The organism is Mycolicibacterium parafortuitum (assembly GCF_010725485.1).
GTDB lineage: Bacteria > Actinomycetota > Actinomycetes > Mycobacteriales > Mycobacteriaceae > Mycobacterium.
Map to the genome: position 1 here is coordinate 14,250 of NZ_AP022598.1, position 23,929 is coordinate 38,178.

At 68.7% G+C, this 23,929-nt stretch carries 23 protein-coding genes and 1 riboswitch; of the genes, 13 read left to right on the forward strand and 10 right to left on the reverse strand.

Annotation, left to right across the window (positions count from 1 at the left end; genetic code table 11):
• Positions 1-62: 62 nt before the first annotated feature.
• On the reverse strand, positions 63-1,538 hold the full coding sequence (locus NTM_RS00035; protein WP_163764975.1) for a gamma-aminobutyraldehyde dehydrogenase: 1,476 nt from the start codon (positions 1,536-1,538) through the stop codon (positions 63-65).
• A 122-nt stretch (positions 1,539-1,660) separates the two neighbouring features.
• Here NTM_RS00035 and NTM_RS00040 point away from each other — a divergent pair, with 122 nt between their 5' ends.
• The 4 genes from NTM_RS00040 (at position 1,661) to NTM_RS00055 (ending at position 5,159) form a co-directional block, all read left to right on the forward strand.
• On the forward strand, positions 1,661-2,182 hold the full coding sequence (locus tag NTM_RS00040; RefSeq protein ID WP_083145843.1) for an Lrp/AsnC family transcriptional regulator: 522 nt from the start codon (positions 1,661-1,663) through the stop codon (positions 2,180-2,182).
• The gene (locus NTM_RS00045; protein ID WP_163764977.1) at positions 2,179-3,567 is read left to right on the forward strand and encodes an aspartate aminotransferase family protein; all 1,389 of its coding nucleotides are present in this window, start codon (positions 2,179-2,181) and stop codon (positions 3,565-3,567) included. The genes NTM_RS00040 and NTM_RS00045 overlap by 4 nt, the downstream gene beginning before the upstream one ends.
• A gap of 96 nt (positions 3,568-3,663) precedes the next feature.
• Entirely contained in the window at positions 3,664-4,671 is a 1,008-nt protein-coding gene (locus NTM_RS00050; protein ID WP_163764978.1) for an SMP-30/gluconolactonase/LRE family protein, read from the forward strand.
• A gap of 188 nt (positions 4,672-4,859) precedes the next feature.
• Positions 4,860-5,159: a hypothetical protein gene (locus NTM_RS00055; protein WP_083145789.1), complete on the forward strand. Its 300-nt coding sequence runs from the start codon at positions 4,860-4,862 to the stop codon at positions 5,157-5,159.
• 151 nt (positions 5,160-5,310) lie between these two features.
• Here the strand turns inward: NTM_RS00055 and NTM_RS00060 are convergent, their stop codons facing one another.
• The gene (locus NTM_RS00060) at positions 5,311-6,147 is read right to left on the reverse strand and encodes a LuxR C-terminal-related transcriptional regulator (protein WP_163764981.1); all 837 of its coding nucleotides are present in this window, start codon (positions 6,145-6,147) and stop codon (positions 5,311-5,313) included.
• Positions 6,148-6,207: 60 nt separating this feature from the next.
• Between NTM_RS00060 and NTM_RS00065 the strand changes: the two genes are divergently transcribed.
• Entirely contained in the window at positions 6,208-7,902 is a 1,695-nt protein-coding gene (locus NTM_RS00065) for an AMP-binding protein (protein WP_163764982.1), read from the forward strand.
• A 13-nt stretch (positions 7,903-7,915) separates the two neighbouring features.
• On the forward strand, positions 7,916-9,529 hold the full coding sequence (locus tag NTM_RS00070; protein ID WP_163764984.1) for an AMP-binding protein: 1,614 nt from the start codon (positions 7,916-7,918) through the stop codon (positions 9,527-9,529).
• Between the two features lie 61 nt (positions 9,530-9,590).
• On the opposite strand, the gene NTM_RS00075 is transcribed toward NTM_RS00070, so the two are convergent.
• Both NTM_RS00075 and NTM_RS00080 read right to left on the reverse strand, forming a co-directional pair.
• Positions 9,591-9,761, reverse strand: a complete 171-nt coding sequence (locus NTM_RS00075; protein ID WP_163764986.1) for a hypothetical protein — start codon at positions 9,759-9,761, stop codon at positions 9,591-9,593.
• Between the two features lie 97 nt (positions 9,762-9,858).
• A complete protein-coding gene (locus tag NTM_RS00080; protein ID WP_163764988.1) occupies positions 9,859-11,034 on the reverse strand; it encodes a metallophosphoesterase in 1,176 nt (391 codons plus the stop codon).
• A gap of 126 nt (positions 11,035-11,160) precedes the next feature.
• Between NTM_RS00080 and NTM_RS00085 the strand changes: the two genes are divergently transcribed.
• Positions 11,161-12,378 (forward strand): D-alanyl-D-alanine carboxypeptidase family protein, encoded by a 1,218-nt coding sequence (locus tag NTM_RS00085; protein WP_163764991.1) that lies wholly within the window; start codon positions 11,161-11,163, stop codon positions 12,376-12,378.
• Here NTM_RS00085 and yhjD read toward each other — a convergent pair.
• Both yhjD and trpS read right to left on the reverse strand, forming a co-directional pair.
• Entirely contained in the window at positions 12,375-13,430 is a 1,056-nt protein-coding gene (yhjD, locus tag NTM_RS00090; RefSeq protein ID WP_163764993.1) for an inner membrane protein YhjD, read from the reverse strand. The two genes, NTM_RS00085 and yhjD, sit on opposite strands and share 4 nt — an antisense overlap.
• 45 nt (positions 13,431-13,475) lie before the next feature.
• Complete coding sequence (trpS, locus tag NTM_RS00095; protein ID WP_163764995.1) at positions 13,476-14,489, reverse strand: tryptophan--tRNA ligase; 1,014 nt, start codon at positions 14,487-14,489, stop codon at positions 13,476-13,478.
• Between the two features lie 137 nt (positions 14,490-14,626).
• Here trpS and NTM_RS00100 point away from each other — a divergent pair, with 137 nt between their 5' ends.
• On the forward strand, positions 14,627-15,625 hold the full coding sequence (locus NTM_RS00100; protein WP_163769317.1) for a lipase family alpha/beta hydrolase: 999 nt from the start codon (positions 14,627-14,629) through the stop codon (positions 15,623-15,625).
• Here the strand turns inward: NTM_RS00100 and NTM_RS00105 are convergent.
• The gene (locus NTM_RS00105) at positions 15,622-16,446 is read right to left on the reverse strand and encodes an exodeoxyribonuclease III (RefSeq protein WP_163764998.1); all 825 of its coding nucleotides are present in this window, start codon (positions 16,444-16,446) and stop codon (positions 15,622-15,624) included. The two genes, NTM_RS00100 and NTM_RS00105, sit on opposite strands and share 4 nt — an antisense overlap.
• Before the next feature lie 72 nt (positions 16,447-16,518).
• Here NTM_RS00105 and NTM_RS00110 point away from each other — a divergent pair, with 72 nt between their 5' ends.
• The 4 genes from NTM_RS00110 to NTM_RS00125 all read left to right on the forward strand — a co-directional run bounded on the left by NTM_RS00110 (position 16,519) and on the right by NTM_RS00125 (position 20,753).
• Positions 16,519-17,358 carry an epoxide hydrolase EphH gene (locus NTM_RS00110; protein ID WP_163765000.1) on the forward strand — a complete coding sequence of 280 codons (840 nt, stop codon included), beginning with the start codon at positions 16,519-16,521 and terminating at the stop codon, positions 17,356-17,358.
• A gap of 15 nt (positions 17,359-17,373) precedes the next feature.
• A riboswitch (SAM riboswitch) is annotated at positions 17,374-17,493 on the forward strand.
• Between the two features lie 40 nt (positions 17,494-17,533).
• Positions 17,534-18,871 carry a bifunctional o-acetylhomoserine/o-acetylserine sulfhydrylase gene (locus NTM_RS00115; RefSeq protein ID WP_163765002.1) on the forward strand — a complete coding sequence of 446 codons (1,338 nt, stop codon included), beginning with the start codon at positions 17,534-17,536 and terminating at the stop codon, positions 18,869-18,871.
• An 11-nt stretch (positions 18,872-18,882) separates the two neighbouring features.
• Positions 18,883-20,013, forward strand: coding sequence for a homoserine O-acetyltransferase MetX (gene metX / locus NTM_RS00120; RefSeq protein WP_163765005.1), 1,131 nt, complete (start codon positions 18,883-18,885; stop codon positions 20,011-20,013).
• 8 nt (positions 20,014-20,021) lie between these two features.
• Positions 20,022-20,753, forward strand: coding sequence for a class I SAM-dependent methyltransferase (locus tag NTM_RS00125; protein ID WP_163765007.1), 732 nt, complete (start codon positions 20,022-20,024; stop codon positions 20,751-20,753).
• 15 nt (positions 20,754-20,768) lie between these two features.
• Here the strand turns inward: NTM_RS00125 and NTM_RS00130 are convergent, their stop codons facing one another.
• Together NTM_RS00130 and NTM_RS00135 are read right to left on the reverse strand one after the other, a co-directional pair.
• Entirely contained in the window at positions 20,769-21,056 is a 288-nt protein-coding gene (locus NTM_RS00130) for a DUF3017 domain-containing protein (protein ID WP_083145800.1), read from the reverse strand.
• Positions 21,053-21,904 carry a bifunctional methylenetetrahydrofolate dehydrogenase/methenyltetrahydrofolate cyclohydrolase gene (locus NTM_RS00135; RefSeq protein ID WP_179963859.1) on the reverse strand — a complete coding sequence of 284 codons (852 nt, stop codon included), beginning with the start codon at positions 21,902-21,904 and terminating at the stop codon, positions 21,053-21,055. The genes NTM_RS00130 and NTM_RS00135 overlap by 4 nt, the downstream gene beginning before the upstream one ends.
• A 39-nt stretch (positions 21,905-21,943) precedes the next feature.
• Here NTM_RS00135 and NTM_RS00140 point away from each other — a divergent pair, with 39 nt between their 5' ends.
• Positions 21,944-23,149 carry an NADH:flavin oxidoreductase gene (locus NTM_RS00140; RefSeq protein WP_163765009.1) on the forward strand — a complete coding sequence of 402 codons (1,206 nt, stop codon included), beginning with the start codon at positions 21,944-21,946 and terminating at the stop codon, positions 23,147-23,149.
• Here NTM_RS00140 and NTM_RS00145 read toward each other — a convergent pair.
• Positions 23,133-23,696, reverse strand: coding sequence for a TetR/AcrR family transcriptional regulator (locus NTM_RS00145; protein WP_163765011.1), 564 nt, complete (start codon positions 23,694-23,696; stop codon positions 23,133-23,135). The genes NTM_RS00140 and NTM_RS00145 overlap by 17 nt on opposite strands.
• Between the last annotated feature and the right edge of the window lie 233 nt (positions 23,697-23,929).

A 23,929-nucleotide genomic window follows, 5' to 3' on the forward strand; every position in this document is an offset into this window, starting at 1 on the left:
GGAGTGCACTCTCGCGAGACCCCGACGTGTCGCTGTGCAAACACGCGCGCCCCCGACGCCCCCTAGCGCTTGGTGAAAATCGTCCTGTGCCAATCCTTGTCGACCACGCCGGTGATGTCGCTCATCACATGCTTGATCGACAGGTACTCCTCCAACGAGTACTGGCTCATGTCCTTGCCGAAGCCAGAGGCGCCGAAACCGCCGTGCGGCATCTCCGAGATGATCGGGATGTGGTCGTTGATCCACACACAGCCGGCGTGGATCTCGCGTGAAGCCCGTTGCGCGCGATACACATCCCGTGTCCACGCCGACGCCGCCAACCCATACGCCGTATCGTTCGCCTGCCGCAAAGCATCGTCGTCGTCGGTGAACGACCGCACCGTCAGTACCGGACCGAAGATCTCGTCGCGCCAAACCTCCGACGTCTCAGCCACATCCGCGATCAGCGTCGGCCGGTAGAACGACCCCGGCCCGTCCGGCGCAACACCGCCGGTCACCACACGCCCGCCCTCCCCCGGCGCGCGCTCCACCATCCCGGCCACCTTCGCCCGGTGCGCCTGCGAGATCAGCGGACCGAGATCGGTGTCCGGATCGGCAGGGTCGCCGATCACCACCTTTAACATCACCTCGGCCACCCCGGCCACGAAGTCGTCGTACAACGACTCCGCGACGATCGCACGGGTCGCCGCCGTGCAGTCCTGACCCGTGTTGATCAACGCCCCGGCCACCGCGCCCTGGATCGCCGCGTCCAGGTCCGCGTCGTCGAACACCACGAACGGCGCCTTACCACCGAGCTCCAACTGCGTGCGGTGCCCGTGCGCAGCCGCGGCCAGCATCACCCGCCGCCCCACCGGCGTCGACCCGGTGAACGTCACCATGTCGACGTCGGCATGCCCGGCCAGCGCGGCACCGACGTCGGCACCCGAGCCGGTCACCACGTTCAGCACCCCGTCGGGCAGACCGGCCTCCGACGCCAGCCGCGCCAGCGTCAACGTCGTCAGCGGCGTGATCTCGGCTGGCTTGATCACCACCGAACACCCCGCCGCCAACGCCGGGATCACCTTCCACACCGCCATCTGCAGCGGGTAGTTCCACGGCGTGATCGTCGCAACCACCCCAACGGCCTCGCGCCGGATCGACGACGTGTGATCGGCCGAGTACTCCGCGCTCGCCTTGCCCTCCAGGTGCCGGGCCGCGCCGGCGAAGAAGTCGATGTTGTCCACGCTGCCGGGTACGTCGAACTCGGTCGCCAGCCGCACCGGCTTGCCGGTCTGGCTGACCTCCTCGGCCACCAGCTCCGAGGTCGCGTCGTCGGCGAGTTTCGCCAGTTTGGCCAGCACCGCCGAGCGCTCCGCCGGGGTCGCCCGCTTCCACCCGGGCAGGGCCGCGCGCGCTGACGCGACGGCCCGGTCCACGTCACCCGGCTGTGCCAGCGCGAACTCGGCGACGGCTTCGCCGGTCGCGGGGTTGATCACGGTGTGCTGGGCGCCGCCGGTCTTCACCAGGGCGCCGTCGATCCAGCTGCTTGCGACAGTCATGCGCCAAACCTATCGCGCCTCGCCGCCGGAGGCTACGCATTACGTCAGCGTCAACCGCCTCGAACAAGTGATTTCGGCGTGATGGTTGCCTGCCACGACGGATTCCGTGCACAATCTCTGGCATGGCCAACCCCGGGTTACCGCATGCCGTCGGACCCGTCTCCTTCCGTGTCAACGAGTCCCGCCCGGGCGCCGCGTTCCAGCTCGACGAACTGTCGAAGGCGATCATCGAGAAGCTTCAGCAGGACGGTCGCCGCTCCTACGCCGGTATCGGCAAGGCCGTGGGGCTGTCAGAGGCCGCGGTGCGCCAACGCGTCCAGCGCATGGTCGACGCCGGGGTGATGCAGATCGTCGCCGTCACCGATCCGATGCAGCTCGGCTTCGCCCGCCAGGCGATGATCGGCATCAAATGCACCGGCGACACCACCAAGGTCGCGCAGAAGCTCGCCGAGCTGCCGTCGGTCGACTACGTCGTGCTGACCGCGGGCTCGTTCGACGCGATCATCGAGGTTGTCTGCGAGGACGACGACAGCCTGCTCGAACTTCTCAACACCCAGATCCGCGCGCTACCGGGAGTGATATCCACCGAAACCCTTGTCTATCTGAAACTTGTTAAGCAGCAATACAATTGGGGTACACGATGACCATCATTTCCGAAACCGATCAGACCACCGCGTCCGATCTCGGCGCCAAGGCCAACCGCCACCTGTGGGGCCACTTCGCCCGCCACGGCGCCGGCATCACTCCGCCGATCATCACCCGCGGCGAGGGCGTGCACATTTACGACGACAATGGCAAGCAGTACATCGACGGACTCTCCGGTCTGTTCGTCGTGCAGGTCGGCCACGGCCGTAAGGAGCTCGCCGAGGCCGCCGCCAAGCAGGCCGAGCAGCTGGCGTTCTTTCCGCTGTGGTCCTACGCCACCCCGACCGCGGTCGAGCTGGCCGAGCGCATCGCCGGCTACGCCCCCGGCGACCTGAACCGGGTGTTCTTCACCACCGGCGGCGGCGAGGCCGTCGAGAGTGCCTGGAAGCTGGCCAAGCAGTACTTCAAGCTGACCGGCAAGCCGGGTAAGCACAAGGTGGTGTCCCGCTCGATCGCCTACCACGGCACCCCGCAGGGCGCCCTGTCGATCACCGGCATCCCGGCGTTCAAGGCCCCGTTCGAGCCGCTGGTGCCGGGCGGCTTCCGCGCCCCGAACACCAACTTCTACCGGGCCCCCGCCGAATACGCCCACGACGAGAAGGTTTTCGGCCGCTACTGCGCCGACCGCATCGCCGAGGCCATCGAGTTCGAGGGTCCCGAGACGGTCGCCGCCGTCTTCCTGGAGCCGGTGCAGAACGCCGGCGGCTGCTTCCCGCCGCCGCCCGGATACTTCGAGCGGGTCCGCGAGATCTGCGACGAGTACGACGTGCTGCTGGTCTCCGACGAGGTGATCTGCGCCTACGGCCGTATCGGATCGATGTTCGCGTGCAACGACTTCAACTACGTGCCCGACATCATCACCTGCGCCAAGGGCCTGACCTCGGGCTACTCCCCGATCGGCGCGATGGTCGCCAGTGACCGGCTCTTCGAACCGTTCAACGACGGCTCCACGGTGTTCGGTCACGGCTACACCTTCGGCGGGCACCCGGTGTCCTCCGCGGTCGCGCTGGCCAACCTCGACATCTTCGAGCGCGAGGGCCTCAACGACCGGGTCAAGCAGAACGCCCCGGCGTTCCGCGCGACGCTGGAGCAGCTGCTGGACCTGCCGATCGTCGGCGACGTCCGCGGTGAGGGCTACTTCTACGGCATCGAGCTGGTCAAGGACAAGACCACCAAGGAGACGTTCAACGACGAGGAGTCCGAGCGGTTGCTGCGCGGGTTCCTGACCCCTGCGCTGTGGGACGCCGGCCTGTACTGCCGCGCCGACGACCGTGGCGACCCAGTCGTGCAGCTGGCCCCGCCGCTGATCAGCGGGCAGGCCGAGTTCGACGCGATCTACGACATCCTGCGCAACGTGCTCACCGAGGCCAGCGCACGGATGTAGCGCCTTTCCGCCGAAATTGCGTTCCAGCAGCGGAAGTTCGAGAACGAACCTGCCGGAATGCAATTTCGGCGGGGCGACGGGATTATCGTTGGCACCATGCTCAGGTCGAAACGACCCGTCGACCCGGTGCGGTGGCACGCACCGCCCGTCGACCCGCTCCCCGAATTCGGTGCAGCTGCACTGACATTGGTGCCGATACCGGGCGGTGAACCCGAGGACGTCGTCGTCGACTCCGACGGCCACCTGTGGGTCGGGGCGCTCGACGGGTCGATCGTGCGGTTGCGTCCCGACGGCACCGCACCCGAGATCGTCGCCAACACCGGCGGCCGGCCGCTGGGCCTGGGCTTCACCCGGGACGGCCGACTGCTGGTGTGCGACAGCCCGCGCGGACTGCTCGCACTGGACACCGCCACCGGCAGGTTCGAGACGCTGGTGTCGTCGATCGACGGGCGGCCGCTGCTGTTCTGCTCGAACGTGACCGAAACCGCTGACGGCACGGTGTATTTCACCGAGTCGACGAGCGCGTTCACCATCGACCAGTACCTCGGCGCGATCCTGGAGGCCCGCGGCCGCGGCGCGCTGCACCGGCTCGACACCGACGGCCGGGTCACCACGGTGCTCGACGGGCTGTACTTCGCCAACGGGGTCACACCGACCGCGGACGGTTCGGCGCTGGTGTTCGCCGAGACGCAGGGCCGCCGACTGTCGAAGTACTGGCTGACCGGCCCTCATGCCGGCACGGTCACGCCGCTGGCGGTGAACCTTCCCGCGATGCCCGACAACCTGTCCACCGGCGCGGACGGCCGGATCTGGTGCGCGATGGTGACCCCGGCCAACCCGCTCGCCGACCGACTGGCGGCCGGACCGCCGGTGCTGCGCAAGGTGATCTGGCGGCTGCCCGCGCGGCTGCAGCCCAAACCCGAGGCTGTCGTCTGGGCGGTCGCCTTCGATCCCGACAGCGGCGCGCCCGTCGCCGGCGTGCGGATGACGCACCCGGAGTTCAGCATGGCGACCGGTCTCGTCGAGGCCGGCGGCCGGCTCTGGCTCGGCAGCATCGGAGCCCCGCACCTCGGGTCGGTCGATCTGGCGTCGACCGCGCTCTGACTTCGCCGAGACTGCGTCCGCGCAGCGGAATGTCGAGAAAAGTCCTGCTGGAATGCAGTTTCGGCGAGTGGCCGGGGGTTAACCCCCGGAGCGATTCCTGCCAACCGGCGATCAATTTCTGCCACGCGAAATGTAACCACCGTGTGAAGGGTTAAACCCAGCAGGATCGCAACAGGGAAGAGCCGAAAATGAAGAACATCACCATCGCCACCACCGCCGCCGCGGCGTTCGCCGCCGGACTGTTCGGACTCGCCGCACCCGCCGCCGCAGCCCCGACCGGCGGAGACGCCCAGGACACCATCGCCGCGCTGGAAGCCGAGGGCCACCGGGTCATCGTGCACCGGCTGTCGGACACACCGCTGTCCCAGGCGACGGTCGTGGGCGTGAACCCCGGCGCCGACATCCGCTCGACGGTGCAGGACTACGCCAACAACCGCACGTACCAGAACACGGTCACCGGCAAGATCTACTACGTCAACGTCCGCTGAGCGGACAATTCGATCAACGTCCGCTGAGCGGACAATTCGATCAACGTCCGCTGACCGGTAACCCCCCAAGACGTCCGCTCCCCCCCGGCGGACCTGTGGAACCCGAAGGGGCACCTCCTATCCCCCCGCTGGAGGTGCCCCTTCGCCATGTTCAGGGGATCAGACGCAGCCGACGCGCCTTCGACACCGACTCGTAGCGGGTGTGAGTGCCCAGTTTCATTGCCGCACTGCGCAGGTAGCTCTTGACGGTCTCGGGCTTGAGCGAAAGGCGCTGCGCGGCCTCGGTGTTGGTGCAACCGAGCGCGACCTGGCCCAGCACGTCGACTTCCCGCGGGGTCAGCACGGGCGTCTCCGCGTCGTCGCCGCCGCCGATCAGGGTGTCGGCCAGTGCCCGCAGCCGGTCCTGCAGCTCCGGCGGGGCCGTGACCGCGAGCGACCTCAGCTCCGCGTGCACCTCCCGGATCTGCTCTGCGCCGACCTGCCCCGTGTTGACCTGATGGGCGTCGCGCAGCCGCAGCCGACGGTCCACCTCGTCGCGGATGCGGAACTCCTCACTGAGCCGCCGCGCCGACTCGACCACCAGATCGGCGGCGCGTCCGCCGAACGGCGCCCCGGTGCGGTAGGCGCCGTAGAGCATCGCCCGGGCCCGGCCGTCGACGAGCACCGGCACCGCCAGCACCGACTGGATGCCCTCCGAGAGCACCGGGCCGTCGTAGTCGTGGGTGATCGATGCGGCGTTGCGGTAGTCGGCGACCGCGAGCGGCCGGCCCGCGACCATGCTGGCGCCGCCGAGACCGGAGTTCGACCGCACCGCCAGCCCGCGCAGTCCGCCGGTCCTGAGCCCGTAGTACTCGCTGATCAGCAGCGTGTCCTCGTGCACCTCGCCGCCGAACAGCACCGGAACGCCGCCGAGGGCCGCCACCCGCCGCAGTTCCGCGCGCAACGCATCCCCGTCGCGGGGTCGCAGCAGCGGCGATACGGCGGACATCGGGTGGCACCCTCTTTCGGGGGTAGTGGATGGACGACTGTGACCTAGATCCTATTAGGCATGGCGAGCAACCCCCATCTCCTCGACAGCCTCCGTAGCGCCCGCGACCACCTGGTCACCGTCATGGCCGACTACGACAAGGCCGTGGAGACCTTCGAGTGGCCGCGGATCACCGGTCCGTTCAACTGGGCCACCGACTGGTTCGACGCGATCGCCCGCGGCAACGACCACGTAGCGCTGTGGATCGTCGAAGAGGACGGCCGCGAACGCAAGGTCACCTTCGACGAGATGGCCCGCCGCTCCGACCAGGTCGCGACCTGGCTGGGCGGTCTCGGCGTCGGCAAGGGCGACCGGGTCATCCTGATGCTCGGCAACCAGGTCGAACTGTGGGAGTCGATGCTCGCGGTCGCCAAGCTCGGCGCGGTCATCATGCCGACGACCGGCGCGCTGGGCCCGGCAGATCTGGCCGACCGGATCCGCCGCGGCGGGGCCGGCTTCGTGATCGCCAACGCCACCGACGCATCGAAGTTCGCCGAGGTGGACGGGGACTACGTCCGCATCGCCGTCGGCGCCCCGGTCGACGGCTGGCGTTCCTACGGCGACGCCGACGCCGCCGAAGCCCACCCGCACGATCCGCAGACCACCACCGACGACCCGCTGCTCGTGTACTTCACCTCCGGCACCACCAGCAAGCCCAAGCTCGTCGAGCACTCCCAGATCAGTTATCCCGTCGGCCATCTGACGACGATGGCGTGGCTCGGCGTGCGCCCCGGCGACGTGCATCTGGCGATCAGCGCTCCAGGATGGGCCAAGCACGCCTGGAGCTGCTTTTTCACACCGTGGATCGCCGAGGCGACGATCTTCGTCTACAACTATGCGCGCTTCGACGCGGCCGCGCTGCTCGGGCAGCTACGCCGGGCCGGGGTCAACACGTTCTGCGCGCCACCGACGGTGTGGCGCATGCTGATCCAAGCCGACCTCGGCGAGCGGCCCGCCGGGCTGCGTGAGGTGCTCGGCGCCGGCGAACCGCTCAACCCCGAGGTGATCAGCGCGGTGGAACGCGCGTGGGGGCTGACCATCCGCGACGGATTCGGACAGACCGAGACCACGCTGCAGATCGGCAACACCCCGGGCCAGCCGGTCAAGGCCGGCTCGATGGGCCGCCCGATGCCCGGGGTGCCGGTGGTGCTGGTGGACCCGCTGACCGGTGAGCTCGCCGACGAGGGCGAGATCTGCCTCGATCTCAGCCGCAGACCGCTGAACCTGATGACCGGTTACCTCGGCGACGACGAACGCAACGCCCAGGTGATGCGCGGCGGCTATTACCACACCGGCGACGTCGCGAGCCGTGACGCCGCCGGCTACATCACCTACATCGGCCGCACCGACGACGTGTTCAAGTCCTCGGACTACAAGGTGTCGCCGTTTGAGCTGGAAAGCGTGCTGATCGAGCACCCCGCGGTGGTCGAGGCCGCGGTGGTCCCCCAGCCCGACGACACCCGGCTGGCGATTCCGAAGGCGTACGTCGCGCTGGCCGACGGCTGGTCCGCCGACCGGGACACCGCGAAGGCGATCCTGGAGTACGCCCGCGACCACCTCGCCCCGTATCTGAAGGTGCGCCGTGTCGAATTCTTCGACTTGCCCAAGACCATTTCGGGCAAGATCCGTCGTGTCGAGCTCCGTCAGCGCGAGGAAGCCGCGCACCGGACCGGCCAGGGCATCGACACCGAATACCGCTACGAGGACCTGGTCTGAGTAAGGAGGCACCGTGACCGAGTCCTACGACGCAGGCCCGACCGACATCCCGATCCTCGAGGAGACCATCGGGGCGAACTTCGCGCGCATCGCGCGCACCCACCCCGATCTCGACGCGCTCGTCGACGTCCCCACCGGCAGACGCTGGACCTACGCCGAGCTGGACGCCGAGATCGACGCGGTGGCCAAGGGTTTGATCGCGCTCGGGGTCAACCGAGGCGACCGGGTGGGTATCTGGTCGCCGAACTGCCCCGAATGGGTGCTGGCGCAGTACGCGACGGCGAAGCTCGGCGCGATCCTGGTCAACATCAACCCGGCCTACCGCACCCACGAACTGCGCTACGTGCTGGAGCAGTCGGGCGTCGCGACACTGATCTCGGCGGCGCGGTTCAAGACCTCCGACTACGTCGCGATGGTCGACGAGGTCCGCCCTCAGGTGGACACCCTGGCGACGGTGTTGTTCATCGGCACCGAGGACTGGGACACGTTACGCGCAAAGGGATCCGACGTCGACGACACCGAATTGCGGCGCCGCGGCGCCGCGCTGTCCAACGACGACCCGATCAACATCCAGTACACCTCCGGCACAACGGGATTCCCGAAGGGTGCGACGTTGTCGCACCGCAACATCCTCAACAACGGGTTCTTCGTCACCGAGCAGATCAACCTCCGGGCCGGGGACAAGCTGTGCATCCCGGTGCCGTTCTACCACTGCTTCGGCATGGTGATGGGCAACCTCGGGTGCACGACGCACGGCGCGACGATCGTGATCCCGGCGCCTGCGTTCGACCCCGGTCTGACCCTGGACGCGATCGAGAAGGAAAGGTGCGCAGGAGTTTACGGCGTGCCCACGATGTTCATCGCGATGCAGAACCATCCCGATTTCGCCGAGCGGGATCTGACGTCGCTGCGCACCGGCATCATGGCCGGCGCGGTGTGCCCGGTCGAGGTGATGAAGCGCTGCGTCGAGGACATGAACATGGCAGAGGTGTCGATCGCCTACGGGATGACCGAGACATCCCCGGTGTCATGCCAGACGCTGCTCGACGACGACCTCGAGCGCCGCACCTCCTCGATCGGGCGGGTGCATCCGCACGTCGAGATCAAAATCGTCGACCCGGAGACCGGGCAGGTCGTCGAGCGCGGCACCCCCGGGGAGTTCTGCACCCGGGGCTATTCGGTGATGCTCGGCTATTGGCGCGACGAGGAGAAGACCGCCGAGGCCGTCGACGCGGACGGATGGATGCACACCGGCGATCTGGCGGTGATGCGCTCGGACGGTTACTGCAACATCGTCGGCCGGATCAAGGATCTGGTGATCCGCGGCGGCGAGAACATCTACCCCCGCGAGATCGAGGAATTCCTGTACACCCATCCCGACATCGAGGATGCCCAGGTCGTCGGTGTGCCCGATGAGAAGTACGGCGAAGAACTCTGCGCGTGGCTGCGGATGCGCCCGGATCGCCCGCCGCTGGATGCGGCCGCGGTCCGCGAGTTCGCGACCGGCAAGCTCGCGCACTACAAGATCCCGCGCTATGTACACATCGTCGACGAGTTCCCGATGACGGTGACCGGCAAGATCCGCAAGGTAGAGATGCGCGAGGAGAGCGCCCGGCTGTTCGGGTGAAGACATCCGGACACACAAGAGGGGCGCCCCCACCACCAGGAGCGCCCCCCGTGCCGCGCGGCTACACCACCTGGAGGGGCGGCGTCATCACGCGGGATTGGTAGGACGGGTGCCTGCGCATGGCTTCTTCGAAGTCGCGCGAACGGCGGTCCGGCGCCTGGAAGGCCGGATGGGTGTCGAGTCGAATAACAACGGCGCCTGTATTCGTCGTCATCATCAACGCCCCTCTCATGAACCGAATGTGTTCCTCAAGAGTGCTGGCCGCGCCTGAGCGTGGTGCTCAGTGCAATCCGTGAACTTGCTGAGAAAGTGCCCGCCCCGGAGCGCGGCTAAACGTCGATCGCCGGTTTCAGCGACACCACGCTGATATCGGGGGGCGCACCGATCCGCAGCGGCGGCCCCCAGAATCCCGCGCCGCGCGAGACGTACAGCTGCGTGTCCTTGACCTGCGACAGTCCTGCCAGCGACGGTTGCGCGAGCTCCACGAGGTAGTGGAACGGCCACATCTGGCCGCCGTGGGTGTGCCCGGACAACTGCAGATCCACCCCACGATCGGCGGCATCGGCGACCTGGATCGGCTGGTGCGCGAGCAGGACGGTCGGGCCGGCCGGGTCCACCCCGGCGAGCGCGGCGTCGAAATCGGGCGGATCGGAGCGGGACGCGCCCGCGACGTCGTTGACGCCGGCCAGATCGAACGCGGCGCCGCCGCGGGTGATCCGGGTGTTCTCGTTGCGCAGCACGTTCAGCCCGAAACGGTCCAGTTCACGCAGCCACGCCGCGGTGTCGCCGACGAAGTACTCGTGGTTGCCGGTGACGAAGAAGCTGCCCTCACGCGACACCAGGTCCTGCAGCGGTTCGGCGGCCGAGCCGAGCTCCTCGACGGTGCCGTCGACCAGATCCCCGACCACGGCGACGAGGTCGGGCTCGGTTTCATTGATCATCCGCACGATCCGCTCGGTGTGCGCGCGCCCCAGCAGCGGGCCGAGGTGGATGTCGGAGACCACCGCGATGCGGAACCCGTCGAACGCCGGGTGAAGCCGCGGCATCCGCACCGGGACCCGCAGCACATCCGGTGCGCCCAGGGCCCGCGCGGCGCCGAACCCGGTCAATCCGACCGCGGCCGCGCCTGCCGTCACCGCCGCGGTGCGCGCCAAGAACAACCGGCGGTCCGGCGCGGGTGGGGCGACAGGCGACTCGTCGGCCCTCGGCTCGTCTTTGCCTACCCGCCTGCGCACTATCAGTCGCACCGGCTCGAGCACGAGCAGCGCCAGCACCAGGTAGAACAGCAGCCCGAACCACAGGTAGCCGGGCCAGGCCACCCAGCGCGACGCGGTGACGCCGGCGACGCGCGGCACCACCAGTGCCGCGATCAGCAGCAGCAACAACGCGACGAGCAGACCCGATGCCAGCAGGCGGGCTCGGCCCCGGGTGGTGTCCTTGACGGTCCGCTTCCAGACGTACAGGTGCATCAGCGCGAGGATCGAACCGAGAACAAGGAGGAACATGGAGTCCTAAAGCCGGGATGGACCCAGCCTAGCCAGTCCCGCCGAGTCACAGCTGAAACTCTGACCTCAGCTGTCACCGCGTGGCTCCCCGCCCCGACCCGTCCGATCGCTTAATCTGCGCAGACCATGGCGACCATACGCACAGCCCTCCTGCGCGCATCTGCGCTGGTCACAGCGTCGATGCTGGCTATGGCACCGGTCGCGGCCGCCCAACCCGACCCTGCCGTGGACCCGTGCCCGTACCGCGTGACGACGCCACCCGCGGTCGACGCGTCAGAGGTGCCCAAGCCGGGTGACCCGACGCCCGGACCGCTGCCCGTGCCCGCCAAGCCGATGGGCGGCGACGCGTTGTCCGGCTGTGGTGTCATCACCGCCCCCGGCGCACCGCCGGTCCCCGGCGACGTCTCGGCAGAGGCCTGGCTGGTCGCCGACCTCGACACCGGCGACGTGATCGCCGCCCGCGATCCGCACGGCAGGCACCGGCCCGCGAGCATCATCAAGGTCCTGACCGCGATGCAGGCGATCCGCGACCTGCCGCTGATGAAGACCGTGCCCGGCACCGCCGACGATGCGGCACAGGAGGGCACCAAGGTCGGCGTCGGCGAAGGCGGCGTCTACACCGTCAACGACCTGCTGCACGGCCTGATGATGTACTCGGGCAACGACGCCGCCCACGCGCTGGCGATGCAGATGGGCGGTATGGACACCGCGCTGAACAAGATCAACTCTCTGGCCGGCAAGCTCGGCGCACGCGACACCCGCGTCGCCACCCCGTCGGGTCTGGACGGCCCCGGTATGAGCACCTCCGCCTACGACATCGGGCTGTTCTACCGCTACGCGTGGCAGAACCCGGTGTTCGCCGACATCGTCGCGACCCGGTCGACGCAGTTCCCCGGTCGCGACGGCGCCGGATACCCGATCGAGAACGACAACAAGCTGCTGGCCAACTATCCGGGTGCGCTCGGCGGCAAGACCGGCTTCACCGACGACGCCGGGCAGACCTTCGTCGGTGCGGCCGAGCGCGACGGCCGGCGTCTGGTCGCGGTGCTGCTGCGCGGTACGCGGCAGCCGATCGCGCCGTGGGAGCAGGCCGCGCGACTGCTGGACTACGGGTTCGCCACCGCGCCGGGCACCAAGGTGGGCTCTCTGGTGGAACCGGACCCGTCGCTCGGGGTCACCGCCGAGGACCCCGCGGCCGCGACCCTGACGAAGAACAACGCGAGCGCGGTGCTGCCCGACGTCGACGCGATGCCGGTGCGGGTCGGGGTCGGGGTGATCGGCGCGGTCATCGTGTTCAGTCTGATCATGGGCGCCCGGGCGCTCAACCGCAGGCCGGCGCGTTAGCGGCCTCGTCGCGAGGAACCACGTCGCGAGAGACTCAGGGCGCCAAGCGCTCCCGCCGTCGCCGCCGCGGCCACCTGCCAGATCTGCAGTCCCGGACGGGCGATCACGCGGTTGTTGATCACCGCCGGTGGCGGAGCGGGGATCTCCTCTTCGCGCATGTTCTCCGGAACCGTCGCCGCCCAGCATGTCGAGAACAGGATGAGCCGAGACGTGATGTACGCGAACACCATCAGGCCGAGCACCGGGCCGAACGTGGCTCCCGCCGGCCCGGTCAGCACCGAACGCAGGTAGATCGAACCGACCAGCTTGAACACCTCGAACGCGACCGCCGCGATCAGCCCCGCGCGCACACTGCTGCGGAAGCTGATCGACTCGCGCGGAAGCCGGGCGATGATCCAGGTGAACAGCAGCCACGACACCAGCACCGACACCGTGATCGACGACAGCCGCAGCACCACCGTCAGCACCGGCGAGTCGGGAAAACCCATCCAGTTCAACACGTTCTCCAGCACCGAGGAGTTCCCCAGCGCCGACAACGCGAGCGTGACGACGATCGCGGCGAACGTCGTCACCAAGGCCACCAGATCCGACAGCTTGGTCTTGACGAAGCCGTCGGCCTCCTCGCGGAACAACCCCCACATCTGACTCAGCGCCTCACGCAGATTCGCCATCCAGCCCAGCCCGGCCCACGCCGCAGTCGCGAGCCCGATGATGCCGACGGTGCCGCGCGACTCGATCGCCGAATCCATCAGGGTGACGAGCTGCTGACCCAGGTCACCGCTGAACGTCGACCTGATCCGGTCCTCCACCTGCTGCAGCAACTCGGGTTCGTTGGCCAGCACGAAACCGCCCACCGAGAATCCGAGCATCAACAGCGGGAACAGCGCGAAGATCGTGAAGTACGTGATGCCCGCAGCGTAGAAGTCGCCCTTGGCGTCGTTGTAGCGCTCCTGGGCGCGCATGACGTGATCGAACCACGGCATCCGGGCCCGCAACCGGTCCACGAAGCCCGGTTTCTCCTCGGGGTCGGCGGTGGCGGGCTGCGCTGTCATCCGACCCCCTTATGTGGCTGTTGCTATGGAGCTATCGAGACGCAGCTATCGAGACGCTAGGAACCCTAACCGGTCGTATACCCGACGCAACGTTTTCCCAGACACCTCGCGGGCACGTTCGGCGCCGCGGGCCAGCACCCGCTCCAGTTCCGCCGGATCGGCGAGCAACTCGTCGACCCGGGTCTTGATCGGCGTGACGAACTCGACCACCGCCTCGGCGGTCTCCTTCTTCAGGTCCCCGTAACCGCGCCCGGCGTACCCGTCGACGAGGGTGTCGATGCCGGTGCCCGTCACCGCCGACTGAATGGTCAGCAGGTTCGACACCCCGGGCTTGGCCTCCCGGTCGAAGCGGATCTCGCGCTCGCTGTCGGTGACCGCCGAGCGAATCTTCTTGGCCGTCTTCGCCGGTTCGTCGAGCAGGCTGATCAGCCCGGCGTCGGATTCGGCGGACTTGCTCATCTTCGCGGTCGGGTCCTGCAGGTCGAAGATCTTCGCGGTGGCCTTCGGGATCATCGCCTCCGGGATCACGAAGGTGTCCGGGAACCGGGCGTTGATGCGCTGCGCGACGTCGCGCGCGAGCTCAAGGTGCTGCCGCTGGTCCTCCCCGACCGGCACCAGTTCGGTGTCGTAGAGCAAGACGTCGGCGGCCATCAGCACCGGGTAGGTGAACAACCCGACCGTCGTCGAGTCCGCACCATGCTTCTGCGATTTGTCCTTGAACTGCGTCATCCGCGACGCCTGCCCGAATCCGGTGAAACACCCCAGCACCCAAGCCAACTCGGAGTGGCTCGGCACGTGGCTCTGCACGAACACCGTCGCCCGGTCCGGGTCGATCCCCAGCGCCAGGTACTGCGCGGCGGTGACGAGCGTGCGCTTGCGCAATGTGGCGGGATCCTGCGGGACCGTGATCGCGTGCAGATCGACGACGCAGAAGTACGCGTCGTAACCGTCCTGCAGGCTCACCCACTGGCTGACCGCTCCCAGGGCGTTGCCCAGGTGCAGGGAGTCGGAGGTGGGTTGCGCGCCCGAGAAGACGACGGGCCTGGCTGAATTGCTCATGGTGACACCCATCTTCTCAAAGCCTCAATCCCGGGCGGACGCGTGCCGCCCGGCTACCATTCCGGCGAAATCATTGATCTTGATCAGGGGGTCCCGTGCGCTACTCACCCGTCGGTGCCATCGCCCTCGCCGGCGCGATGCTGGCGTCCATCGTCGGCGCCGGAACCGCCCACAGCGCACCGCAACCCGCGGGCCGCGCGGTGGTCATCGTGTCCGGGGGCAACGCGACCAGCCCGTTCACCACCCCGGATCAGGCGTGCGGGTCGGGGCTGGCCGCCGGTAACACCGACACCGCGCTGCGCCAGGATCTGCTCGAGCACGGCTACCGGGTCTTCACCTCCCCGGCGATGGCCGGCCGCGGCCCCGTGGTGGACCAGGACGGCTTCGGCGCGTTCGGCGACTGCCCGGTCACCCTGCCGGAGAACATGACCGTGAACTCGACCGGCAGCATCGACACCGCCGGTGAGCACCTCGCCCGGTTCCTCACCTATCTGCGCGACACCCATGGCGTCACCGACATCGACGTGGTCGGCCACTCGATGGGCGGGCTCTACTCCCGGGCGGCGTTCCGCGTGCTGCAGAGCCTGGGCTCGCCGCTGCGGATCCGGTCGCTGACGACGATCGGCACCCCCTGGCAGGGCTCCTACCTGTCCGATTACGCCAACGGCATCACCCCGAAGTCGGACTGCCTCGGCGACCGGTTCTGCGAGGTCGCGATGGACGGGATGAAGGCGGAGGTGACCCGGTTGATGTCCGGCTCGGGGCGCGAGGTCAACCAGGCCTACCTGATGGGACCCGACGGCTGGAACGAATACCAGGCCGGCGTGCTCGACGGGATCCCGGTGACCCTGATCGCCGGTGACCGGTTCACCGCACCCGCGGCCGGGGCGAACCCGACGGTGTGGCCCAACGACGGTCTGGTCGCCGCGACCAGCGCGCTGGCGGTCGACGTCAGCGACCGGGTGCTGCCGCACCGGCAGTGCTTCACGTTCGACGACACCCACAGCATCTACGTCTCCAACGAGGCCGGACTGCCCTGGGAGACCGGCCTGACCTGGGATCGGCGCGTGCACGACGTGGTCCGCGGCGCGATCGAGGGCGCCGACGCGGGCGCCCCGAACCGGCAGGGCTGCTAGCCGTAGCTGACGGTGACCGGGCAGTGGTCCGACCAGCGCAGCGCGTAGGCGGCGGGCCGCTCGGTCAGTACCGACGAGGCGCGGGCGGCCAGGCCGGGCGTGGCCAGGTGGTAGTCGATGCGCCAGCCGGCGTCGTTGTCGAACGCCTTGCCGCGCCAGGACCACCACGCGTACGGACCCGCCTGGTCGGGATGGGCGCGGCGCACCACGTCCACCCACCCGGTGCCCAGCAACTCGGTCAGCCACTGCCGTTCCTGCGGCAGGAAACCGGCCTTCTTGACGTTGCCCTTCCAGTTCTTGATGTCGTTCTCGGTGTGGGCGATGTTCCAGTCGCCGCACAACACCGCCTCGACACCGTCGGTGGACGCGCGGCCCAGCAGCGTCGCCATCCGGTTCGAGACCGCGACCATGAACCGTTCCTTCTCCAGCTGGCGGTCGGTCTCGGCCTCACCGGTCGGGAAGTAGACACTAGCCACCGTGATCCCGGCGGTGTCGACCTCGACGTAACGCCCGTGGGTGGCGAACTCGTCTGCCCCACAACCGATCCGGACATCGTCGAGCGGGAATCGGGACAGCACCGCGACCCCGTTGCGGCCCTTCATCGACGGCTCGGCCGACGCCAGCTGCCAGCCGTCGGCGAGCACGGGCGCCAGCGCGTCACGCAGCTGCTCGTCGTCGGCGCGGGTCTCCTGCAGGCACACCACATCCGCGGTGGTCTCCTTGAACCACGGCAGCATCCCGAGGTTCTCCGGGGAGCGCTGCTTGACCGCGGCGCGGATGCCGTTGACGTTGATGGTGCTAACCGTTACGGGACGCGTCACGTCCGCAGACCCTAACGGAGCCGGGTGACTCGTTCCTTGCGGTACCGGCGGTATCGCCTTATCGTCGGCGGGATGGCACCACGAGAGCCGATCCACGCCGGTTCCGGCGAACCCGTCCTTTTGCTGCACCCGTTCCTGTGCTCACAGAACGTGTGGCGTTCGGTGGCCGCCCAGCTGGCCGGCACCGGCCGCTTCGAGGTGTACGCGCCGACGATGCTCGGCCACCACGGCGGACCCAAGTCCCCGACCTGGATGCTGCACACCCAGATGCTCGTCGACGACATCGAGCAGCGCATGAACCAGCTGGGATGGGAGACCGCGCACATCGTCGGCAACTCGCTCGGCGGGTGGGTCGCCTTCGAGCTGGAACGCCGCGGACGGGCCCGCACCCTGACCGCGATCGCGCCGGCCGGAGGGTGGGGCTATCACTCGGTGTCGAAGTACGAGACCGTGCTGAAGTTCGTGATGGGCGGTCCCGCGCTGATCGCCGCACGGTTGCTGGGACCGCGTATCCTGCGTCTGCCCGGCGCCCGGCGGCTGGCCACCCTGCCGGTCAGCGGACCGGCCGACGGGCCGACCGACGCCGACCTGGAGCTCCTCGTCGAAGACGCCACCCACTGCAGCGCCTACGTGCAGCTGCTGGTCAAGACCCTGCGGCTGCCCGGACTGCTGGAGCTGGCCCGCCTCGGCACCCCGACCCAGCTCGTGCTCTGCGAGAAGGACCGGGTGTTCCCGACCCCGCGCGGCAACCGCTACTTCCTGACCCACCTGCCGAAAGACACCCGGGTGGTGCGGCTCGACGGGGTCGGCCACATCCCGATGCTGGAGACCCCGGACACCATCAGCGAGTTGATCGCCGGGTTCGTCGACCAGCACGCCTCGAAGCCTGGTGGCAGCGTCGGCGCTGGGTGAGATACAGTTCGTGGCGGTCATGAGTGCCAGCGACAAGCCCCGGCTAGCTGGCCGGCAACCCTCCAACCGCGGTGGGGTGCCCCGGGAGACGACCAGGTTGAGTAGCCGACGACGGCTATAAGGCAAGCGCGGGTCCGCCGTGAAACGGGCCCCTGTTTCATGGAGGAGCACGTCGATGACCGAACCCGACCGCAGTGCCGCATGGGCTTTCGAGACCAAACAGGTGCACGCCGGGCAGACCCCTGACATCGCGACCAACGCTCGGGCCCTGCCCATCTACCAGACCACGAGCTACACGTTCAACAGCACCGACCATGCCGCGGCGCTGTTCGGGCTGGCCGAACCCGGCAACATCTACACCCGGATCATGAACCCGACGACCGACGTCGTCGAGCAGCGCATCGCTGCGCTCGAAGGCGGTGTGGCAGCGCTGTTCCTGGCTTCCGGGCAGGCCGCCGAGACGTTCGCGATCCTCAACATCGCCAACAACGGCGATCACATCGTGTCCTCCCCTCGGCTCTACGGCGGCACCTACAACCTGTTCCACTACACGCTGCCCAAGCTGGGCATCGAGGTCTCGTTCGTCGAGAACCCCGACGACCTGGACTCGTGGCGCACCGCGGCCCGGCCGAACACCAAGGCGTTCTTCGGCGAGACGATCTCGAATCCCCAAATCGACATCCTCGACATCCCCGGTGTCGCAGGCGTCGCGCACGAGGTCGGCGTCCCCCTGATCGTCGACAACACCATCGCCACGCCGTATCTGATCCAGCCGCTGAGCCACGGCGCCGACATCGTCGTGCACTCGGCCACCAAGTATCTGGGTGGACACGGGTCCGCGATCGCCGGCGTGATCGTCGACGGCGGCACCTTCGACTGGACCAACGGCCGCTTCCCGGGCTTCACCGAGCCGGATCCGAGTTACCACGGCGTGGTGTTCGCCGAGTTGGGCCCGCCGGCGTACGCACTCAAGGCTCGCGTGCAGCTGCTGCGCGACCTCGGTTCGTCCGCAGCACCTTTCAACGCGTTCCTGATCGCCCAGGGCCTGGAGACGCTGAGCCTGCGCATCGAACGCCACGTGCAGAACGCCCAGCGGGTCGCCGAGTTCCTGGAGGCCCATCCCGACGTGGTGTCGGTGAACTACGCAGGCCTGCCGTCGTCTCCGTGGTATGAGCTCGGAAAGAAGCTGGCCCCCAAGGGAACCGGTGCGGTGCTGGCGTTCGAGCTGAGCGGTGGCATCGAAGCGGGCAAGGCGTTCGTCGACGCCCTGAGTCTGCACAGCCACGTCGCCAACATCGGCGACGTGCGCTCGCTGGTGATCCATCCGGCGTCGACGACCCATCAGCAGCTCTCCCCGGACGAGCAGCTCGCCACCGGCGTCACCCCGGGCCTGATCCGCCTGGCGGTCGGCATCGAAGGCATCGACGACATCCTCGCCGACCTTGAGCAGGGCTTCGCCGCAGCGAAACCCTTTGCCGCCAAAGCGGACCCGAGCGCCGTTGCGTCGTTCTAGGGATTGCGTTCGTGACCATTGTGGATCTGATTCATAGCGACCGTGTGGCGCTGCCGCCCGAAGGGCAGATCGGCATCGTCGAGATCGGTCGGTTGACCCTCGAAAACGGAGAGGTCATCGAGGACGCGTTCATCGCGGTGCAGCGCTGGGGCGAACTGTCGCCCGAGCGCGACAACGTCGTCGTCGTGCTGCACGCCCTCACCGGCGACTCGCACATCACCGGACCGGCCGGACCGGATCACCCAACCCCCGGTTGGTGGGATGGCGTCGCAGGCCCGGGGGCGCCGATCGACACCGACAAGTGGTGCGCGATCTCGACCAACGTGCTCGGCGGCTGCCGCGGATCGATCGGCCCCAGCTCCATCGCGCCGGACGGGAAGCCTTGGGGCTCACGCTTTCCCGCCATCTCGGTGCGCGACCAGGTGGCCGCCGACGTCGCCGCGCTGGAACGCCTCGGCATCACCGAGGTGGCCGCGGTGATCGGCGGATCGATGGGCGGTGCACGGGCACTGGAGTGGGCGGTGACCTACCCGGACAAGGTGCGCGCGGCGCTGGTGCTCGCGGTCGGGGCCCGCGCGACCGCCGACCAGATCGGCACGCAGAGCACCCAGGTGGCCGCGATCAAGGCCGACCCGAACTGGTGCGGCGGCGACTACCACGGCACCGGACGCTCCCCCGGCACCGGACTCGAGATCGCCAGGCGCTTCGCGCATCTGACCTACCGCGGCGAGACCGAACTCGACGAGCGGTTCAGCAACGATGCCCAACCCGGCGAGGACCCGGTCACCGGCGGGCGCTACGCGGTGCAGAGCTATCTGGAATACCAGGGCCGAAAACTGTTGGCGCGCTTCGACGCGGGCACCTACGTCGTGCTCACCGACGCACTGTCGCGCCACGACGTCGGCCGCGGACGGGGCGGTGTCGCGGCCGCGTTACAGAACTGCCCGGTGCCGACGGTGGTCGGCGGGATCACCTCCGACCGGTTGTACCCGCTGCGCCTGCAGGCCGAATTGGCCGAGTTGTTGCCCGGCTGCGCCGGCCTGGACGTGGTGGATTCGGAGTTCGGCCACGACGGCTTCCTGGTCGAGACCGACGCCGTCGGCAAGCTGATCCGCCGCACGCTGGAGCTGGCGGACAGGTGAGCGGTGCGGTGAACGACCAGCCTGACCGGCGCTCACTGTCCTTCGGCGCGGAGGCGGCGGCCTATGAGCGGGGGCGGCCGTCGTACCCGCCGGAGGCGATCAACTGGCTGCTGCCCGACGGCGCCCACGATGTGCTCGATCTCGGGGCGGGCACCGGCAAGCTGACCACTCGGCTCGTCGAGCGCGGACTCGACGTCGTCGCCGTCGACCCGATTCCGGAGATGCTGGAGCTCCTCAGCTCATCGCTGCCCGACACCCCGGCGCTGCTGGGTACCGCCGAGGACATCCCGCTGCCCGACAACAGCGTGGACACGGTGCTGGTGGCCCAGGCCTGGCACTGGTTCGACGAGTCCCGCGCGGTCAAGGAGATCGCCCGGGTGCTGCGGCCCGGCGGCCGGCTCGGCCTGGTGTGGAACAACCGCGACGAAAGATCGGGCTGGGTCAAGGATCTCGGCAACATCATCGGCCACGAGGTGGACCCGTGGAGCCAGTCGGTGCAGCTGCCCGCCCCGTTCGCCGACGTCGAACGCCACCAGGTGGAGTGGACGAGCTATCTGACCCCGCAGGCGCTGATCGACCTGGTCGCGTCGCGCTCCTACTGCATCACCTCGCCGGAGCGGGTGCGCACCCGGACGCTGGATCGGGTGCGCGAACTGTTGGCCACCCACCCGGCGCTGGCCAACAGCAGCGGGCTGGCGCTGCCGTATGTCACGGTGTGCGTGCGGGCCACGCTGGCCTGACAGCGGCAGCGCCGCTCAGCTGGTGCCGAGCGGGTCGATCGTCCACGCGATGTAGAGCATCGCCGCGCTGACCGACGCGGTGGTGACGACGTCGACGGTGCGGGTGCGCACCGCGAGCAGCCCGACCCGGTCGTCGGGCAGGGACAGCCGCAGACCCGCCGCGACGGCCACCCCGATCGCCATGACCAGCGCCCCGCGCCGCCAGTACCCCGCGGCGACCAGTGCGAACGCCGCGAGCAGGAACAGCCCGACCACCAGGATCGGCCACTGCGCGCTGAGCAGCCTGCGCGCGAACGCGCTCATCGGCTCGCTTCGGCCCGCTCGACGACGTTGGTCAGCAGGAACGCCCGGGTCAGCGGCCCGACCCCGCCGGGGTTCGGCGACACATGCCCGGCCACCTCCCACACGCCGGGGTGCACGTCGCCGACGAGCTTGCCCGCCTCGTCACGGCTCACGCCGACGTCGACCACGGCCGCACCGGGTCGCACCATGTCGGCGGTGACCATGTGCGGCACCCCCGCCGCGGCGATGATGATGTCGGCTTCGCGGGTGATCTCCGGCAGATGCCGCGTCGCGGTGTGGCACAGCGTCACCGTCGCGTTCTCGGAGCGGCGGGTCAGCAGCAGCCCCAGCGGACGCCCGACGGTGACACCGCGGCCGATCACGGCGACGTGCGCGCCGGCGATCTCGACCTCGTAGCGGCGCAGCAGGTGCACGATGCCGCGCGGGGTGCACGGCAGCGGCGCGGGCTCGTTGAGCACCAAGCGGCCCAGGTTGGTCGGGTGCAGTCCGTCGGCGTCCTTGCCCGGGTCGATGCGCTCGAGCGCGGCGTTCTCGTTCAGGTGCTTGGGCAGCGGCAGCTGCACGATGTAGCCGGTGCAGTCGGGGTTCGCGTTGAGCTCGTCGATGGTGTCCTCGAGCTGGGCCTGGGTGATGTCGGCGGGCAGGTCACGCCGGATCGAGTTGATGCCGACCTTCGCGCAGTCGGCGTGCTTGCCACGGACGTAGGCCTGCGACCCCGGATCGTCGCCGACCAGCACCGTTCCGAGCCCGGGCGTGCGGCCCGCGTCGGTCAGACGCGCGACACGCTCTTTGAGGTCGACGAAGATCTCGTCGCGCGTGGCCTTGCCGTCCAAAGTAATCGCACCCACGCGCATCATTCTGTCAGCAACCGTGGCAAGCTCTGCGACATGACAGTCCCGCATGATGTGTTCAGTCCGGCCAAGCTGGGTCCGCTGACGCTGCGCAACCGCATCATCAAGGCCGCCACGTTCGAAGCCTCGACCCCCAACGCGCTGGTCACCGAGGATCTGATCACCTATCACCGACTGCCCGCCGCGGGCGGAGTGGGCATGACGACGGTCGCCTACTGTGCGGTGGCGCCGGGTGGCCGCACCGACGGCTGGCAGCTGTGGATGCGCCCGGAAGCCGTGCCGGGACTGCGCCGGCTCACCGACGCCGTGCACGCCGAAGGCGCAGCGATCAGCGCGCAGATCGGCCACGCGGGCCCGGTCGCCAACGCCAGGACCAACAAGGCCACGGCGCTGGCGCCGGTGCGGTTCTTCAACCCGCTGTCGATGCGGTTCGCGAAGAAGGCGACCGCCGACGACATCCGCGAGGTGACCGAGGCCCACGCGAACGCGGCGCGGCTGGCCATCGACTCCGGCTTCGATGCGGTCGAGATCCATCTCGGCCACAACTACCTCGCTAGTTCGTTCCTGTCCCCGCTGATCAACCGGCGCACCGACGAGTTCGGCGGGTCGCTGTACAACCGTGCCAAGGTGGCCCGCGGGGCGGTGCTGGCGGTCAAGGAGGCGGTCGGCGACCAGATCGCGGTCACCGCGAAGCTGAACATGTCCGATGGCGTGCGCGGCGGCATCCCGATCGAGGAGTCGCTGCAGACCGCGAAGTGGCTGGAGGAGGACGGCGCCCTCGATGCGATCGAGTTGACGGCAGGCAGCTCACTGCTCAACCCGATGTTCCTGTTCCGCGGCGGCGCGCCGATCAAGGAGTTCGCCCGCAACTTCAAGCCCCCGCTGTCGTGGGGCATGCGGATGACCGGCAAGAAGTTCATGCGGGAGTACCCGTACGAAGAGGCCTACCTGATGCGCGACGCGAAGAAGTTCCGCGAGGAGCTGACGCTGCCGATCATCCTGCTCGGCGGTATCACCAACCGCGAGACCATGGACCGCGCGATGGCCGAGGGCTTCGACTTCGTCGCGATGGGACGCGCACTGCTCGCCGAACCCGACCTGCTGAACCGGATCAAGGCCGACAGCAGCGTGAAGTCGATCTGCGACCACTGCAACCTGTGCATGCCGACGATCTACAGCCACACCTACTGTGTGCGCACCGGGATGCCGGGAACCCAGAAGCCGGTCAGTTCGGGCTTATGAGTGCCCTGGCGCAGTCGACGACGATGTCGTCGGCGCCGGCCGGGATGGCCTGACGCGCCCGGAAGTGGCGCCGCGCGATCGCCGTGGGCACATCCATGATCGCGGCGGTGACCCGGCCGTTGTCGTCGGACAGGTCGGAGAGCACCTTGCGCAACTTGCGCTGCAAGCGTTTCCGGCGTGCGGCGATGGTGTCGGGCCACTCCCCCATCCCGAGTTCGTGCGGGCCTGCGAGTAGCACGTGCGCCTCGACCGGGTTCTCGCGGCACCACTGCAGGATCCGTAACGCCCCGTCGACACAACGTTGCTGCGGGTCGCCGTCGCCGGACAGCGCGTCGAGCACCTTCTCCTGGAACCGTTCCTCGGTGCGCACCCACAGCTCACCGCACAGCGCCGCCCGCGTCGGGAACCGGTGATAGACCGAGCCGCTGGGCGCACCGGTGTTGCGCGCCACCGCCGACATCGTCACGGCCGCAGGCCCTTCGGCGGCGAGCAGTTCCGCGGCGGCATCAAGCAGGACATCGACGGTGTATCGGGCAGGCCGCGGCATGTCTCCACCATAAAATAGAGAGATTCGTCTAAAATACGGCGGCCCCGCCCGCAGGCCGCCGAGCACCGCGCCCGCGGGTGCACACCGGCGCCTGGTATCCGGTGCTCTCGCAGCTATTTTCGACGTCGCCACAGGGACACGCGCAGCACTGTCACTCGCACCGGTACAGCATGGGCGTGTCGCGCGGTGAAGCACGGCCAGATAACGGCGGCGCAACAGATCGCCTACACCAT

Excerpts from the sequence above, each read along its gene's own strand:
- NTM_RS00045 (WP_163764977.1), top strand. The coding sequence starts at position 2,179 with ATGACCATCATTTCCGAAACCGATCAGACCACCGCGTCCGATCTCGGC.
- NTM_RS00040 (WP_083145843.1), top strand. The coding sequence starts at position 1,661 with ATGGCCAACCCCGGGTTACCGCATGCCGTCGGACCCGTCTCCTTCCGT.
- NTM_RS00065 (WP_163764982.1), top strand. The coding sequence starts at position 6,208 with ATGGCGAGCAACCCCCATCTCCTCGACAGCCTCCGTAGCGCCCGCGAC.
- NTM_RS00085 (WP_163764991.1), top strand. The coding sequence starts at position 11,161 with ATGGCGACCATACGCACAGCCCTCCTGCGCGCATCTGCGCTGGTCACA.
- NTM_RS00075 (WP_163764986.1), bottom strand. The coding sequence starts at position 9,761 with ATGAGAGGGGCGTTGATGATGACGACGAATACAGGCGCCGTTGTTATT.
- NTM_RS00145 (WP_163765011.1), bottom strand. The coding sequence starts at position 23,696 with ATGCCGCGGCCTGCCCGATACACCGTCGATGTCCTGCTTGATGCCGCC.
- NTM_RS00115 (WP_163765002.1), top strand. The coding sequence starts at position 17,534 with ATGACCGAACCCGACCGCAGTGCCGCATGGGCTTTCGAGACCAAACAG.
- yhjD (WP_163764993.1), bottom strand. The coding sequence starts at position 13,430 with ATGACAGCGCAGCCCGCCACCGCCGACCCCGAGGAGAAACCGGGCTTC.
- NTM_RS00140 (WP_163765009.1), top strand. The coding sequence starts at position 21,944 with ATGACAGTCCCGCATGATGTGTTCAGTCCGGCCAAGCTGGGTCCGCTG.
- trpS (WP_163764995.1), bottom strand. The coding sequence starts at position 14,489 with ATGAGCAATTCAGCCAGGCCCGTCGTCTTCTCGGGCGCGCAACCCACC.
- NTM_RS00110 (WP_163765000.1), top strand. The coding sequence starts at position 16,519 with ATGGCACCACGAGAGCCGATCCACGCCGGTTCCGGCGAACCCGTCCTT.
- NTM_RS00060 (WP_163764981.1), bottom strand. The coding sequence starts at position 6,147 with ATGTCCGCCGTATCGCCGCTGCTGCGACCCCGCGACGGGGATGCGTTG.
- NTM_RS00080 (WP_163764988.1), bottom strand. The coding sequence starts at position 11,034 with ATGTTCCTCCTTGTTCTCGGTTCGATCCTCGCGCTGATGCACCTGTAC.
- NTM_RS00035 (WP_163764975.1), bottom strand. The coding sequence starts at position 1,538 with ATGACTGTCGCAAGCAGCTGGATCGACGGCGCCCTGGTGAAGACCGGC.
- NTM_RS00100 (WP_163769317.1), top strand. The coding sequence starts at position 14,627 with ATGCTGGCGTCCATCGTCGGCGCCGGAACCGCCCACAGCGCACCGCAA.
- NTM_RS00050 (WP_163764978.1), top strand. The coding sequence starts at position 3,664 with ATGCTCAGGTCGAAACGACCCGTCGACCCGGTGCGGTGGCACGCACCG.
- NTM_RS00130 (WP_083145800.1), bottom strand. The coding sequence starts at position 21,056 with ATGAGCGCGTTCGCGCGCAGGCTGCTCAGCGCGCAGTGGCCGATCCTG.
- NTM_RS00055 (WP_083145789.1), top strand. The coding sequence starts at position 4,860 with ATGAAGAACATCACCATCGCCACCACCGCCGCCGCGGCGTTCGCCGCC.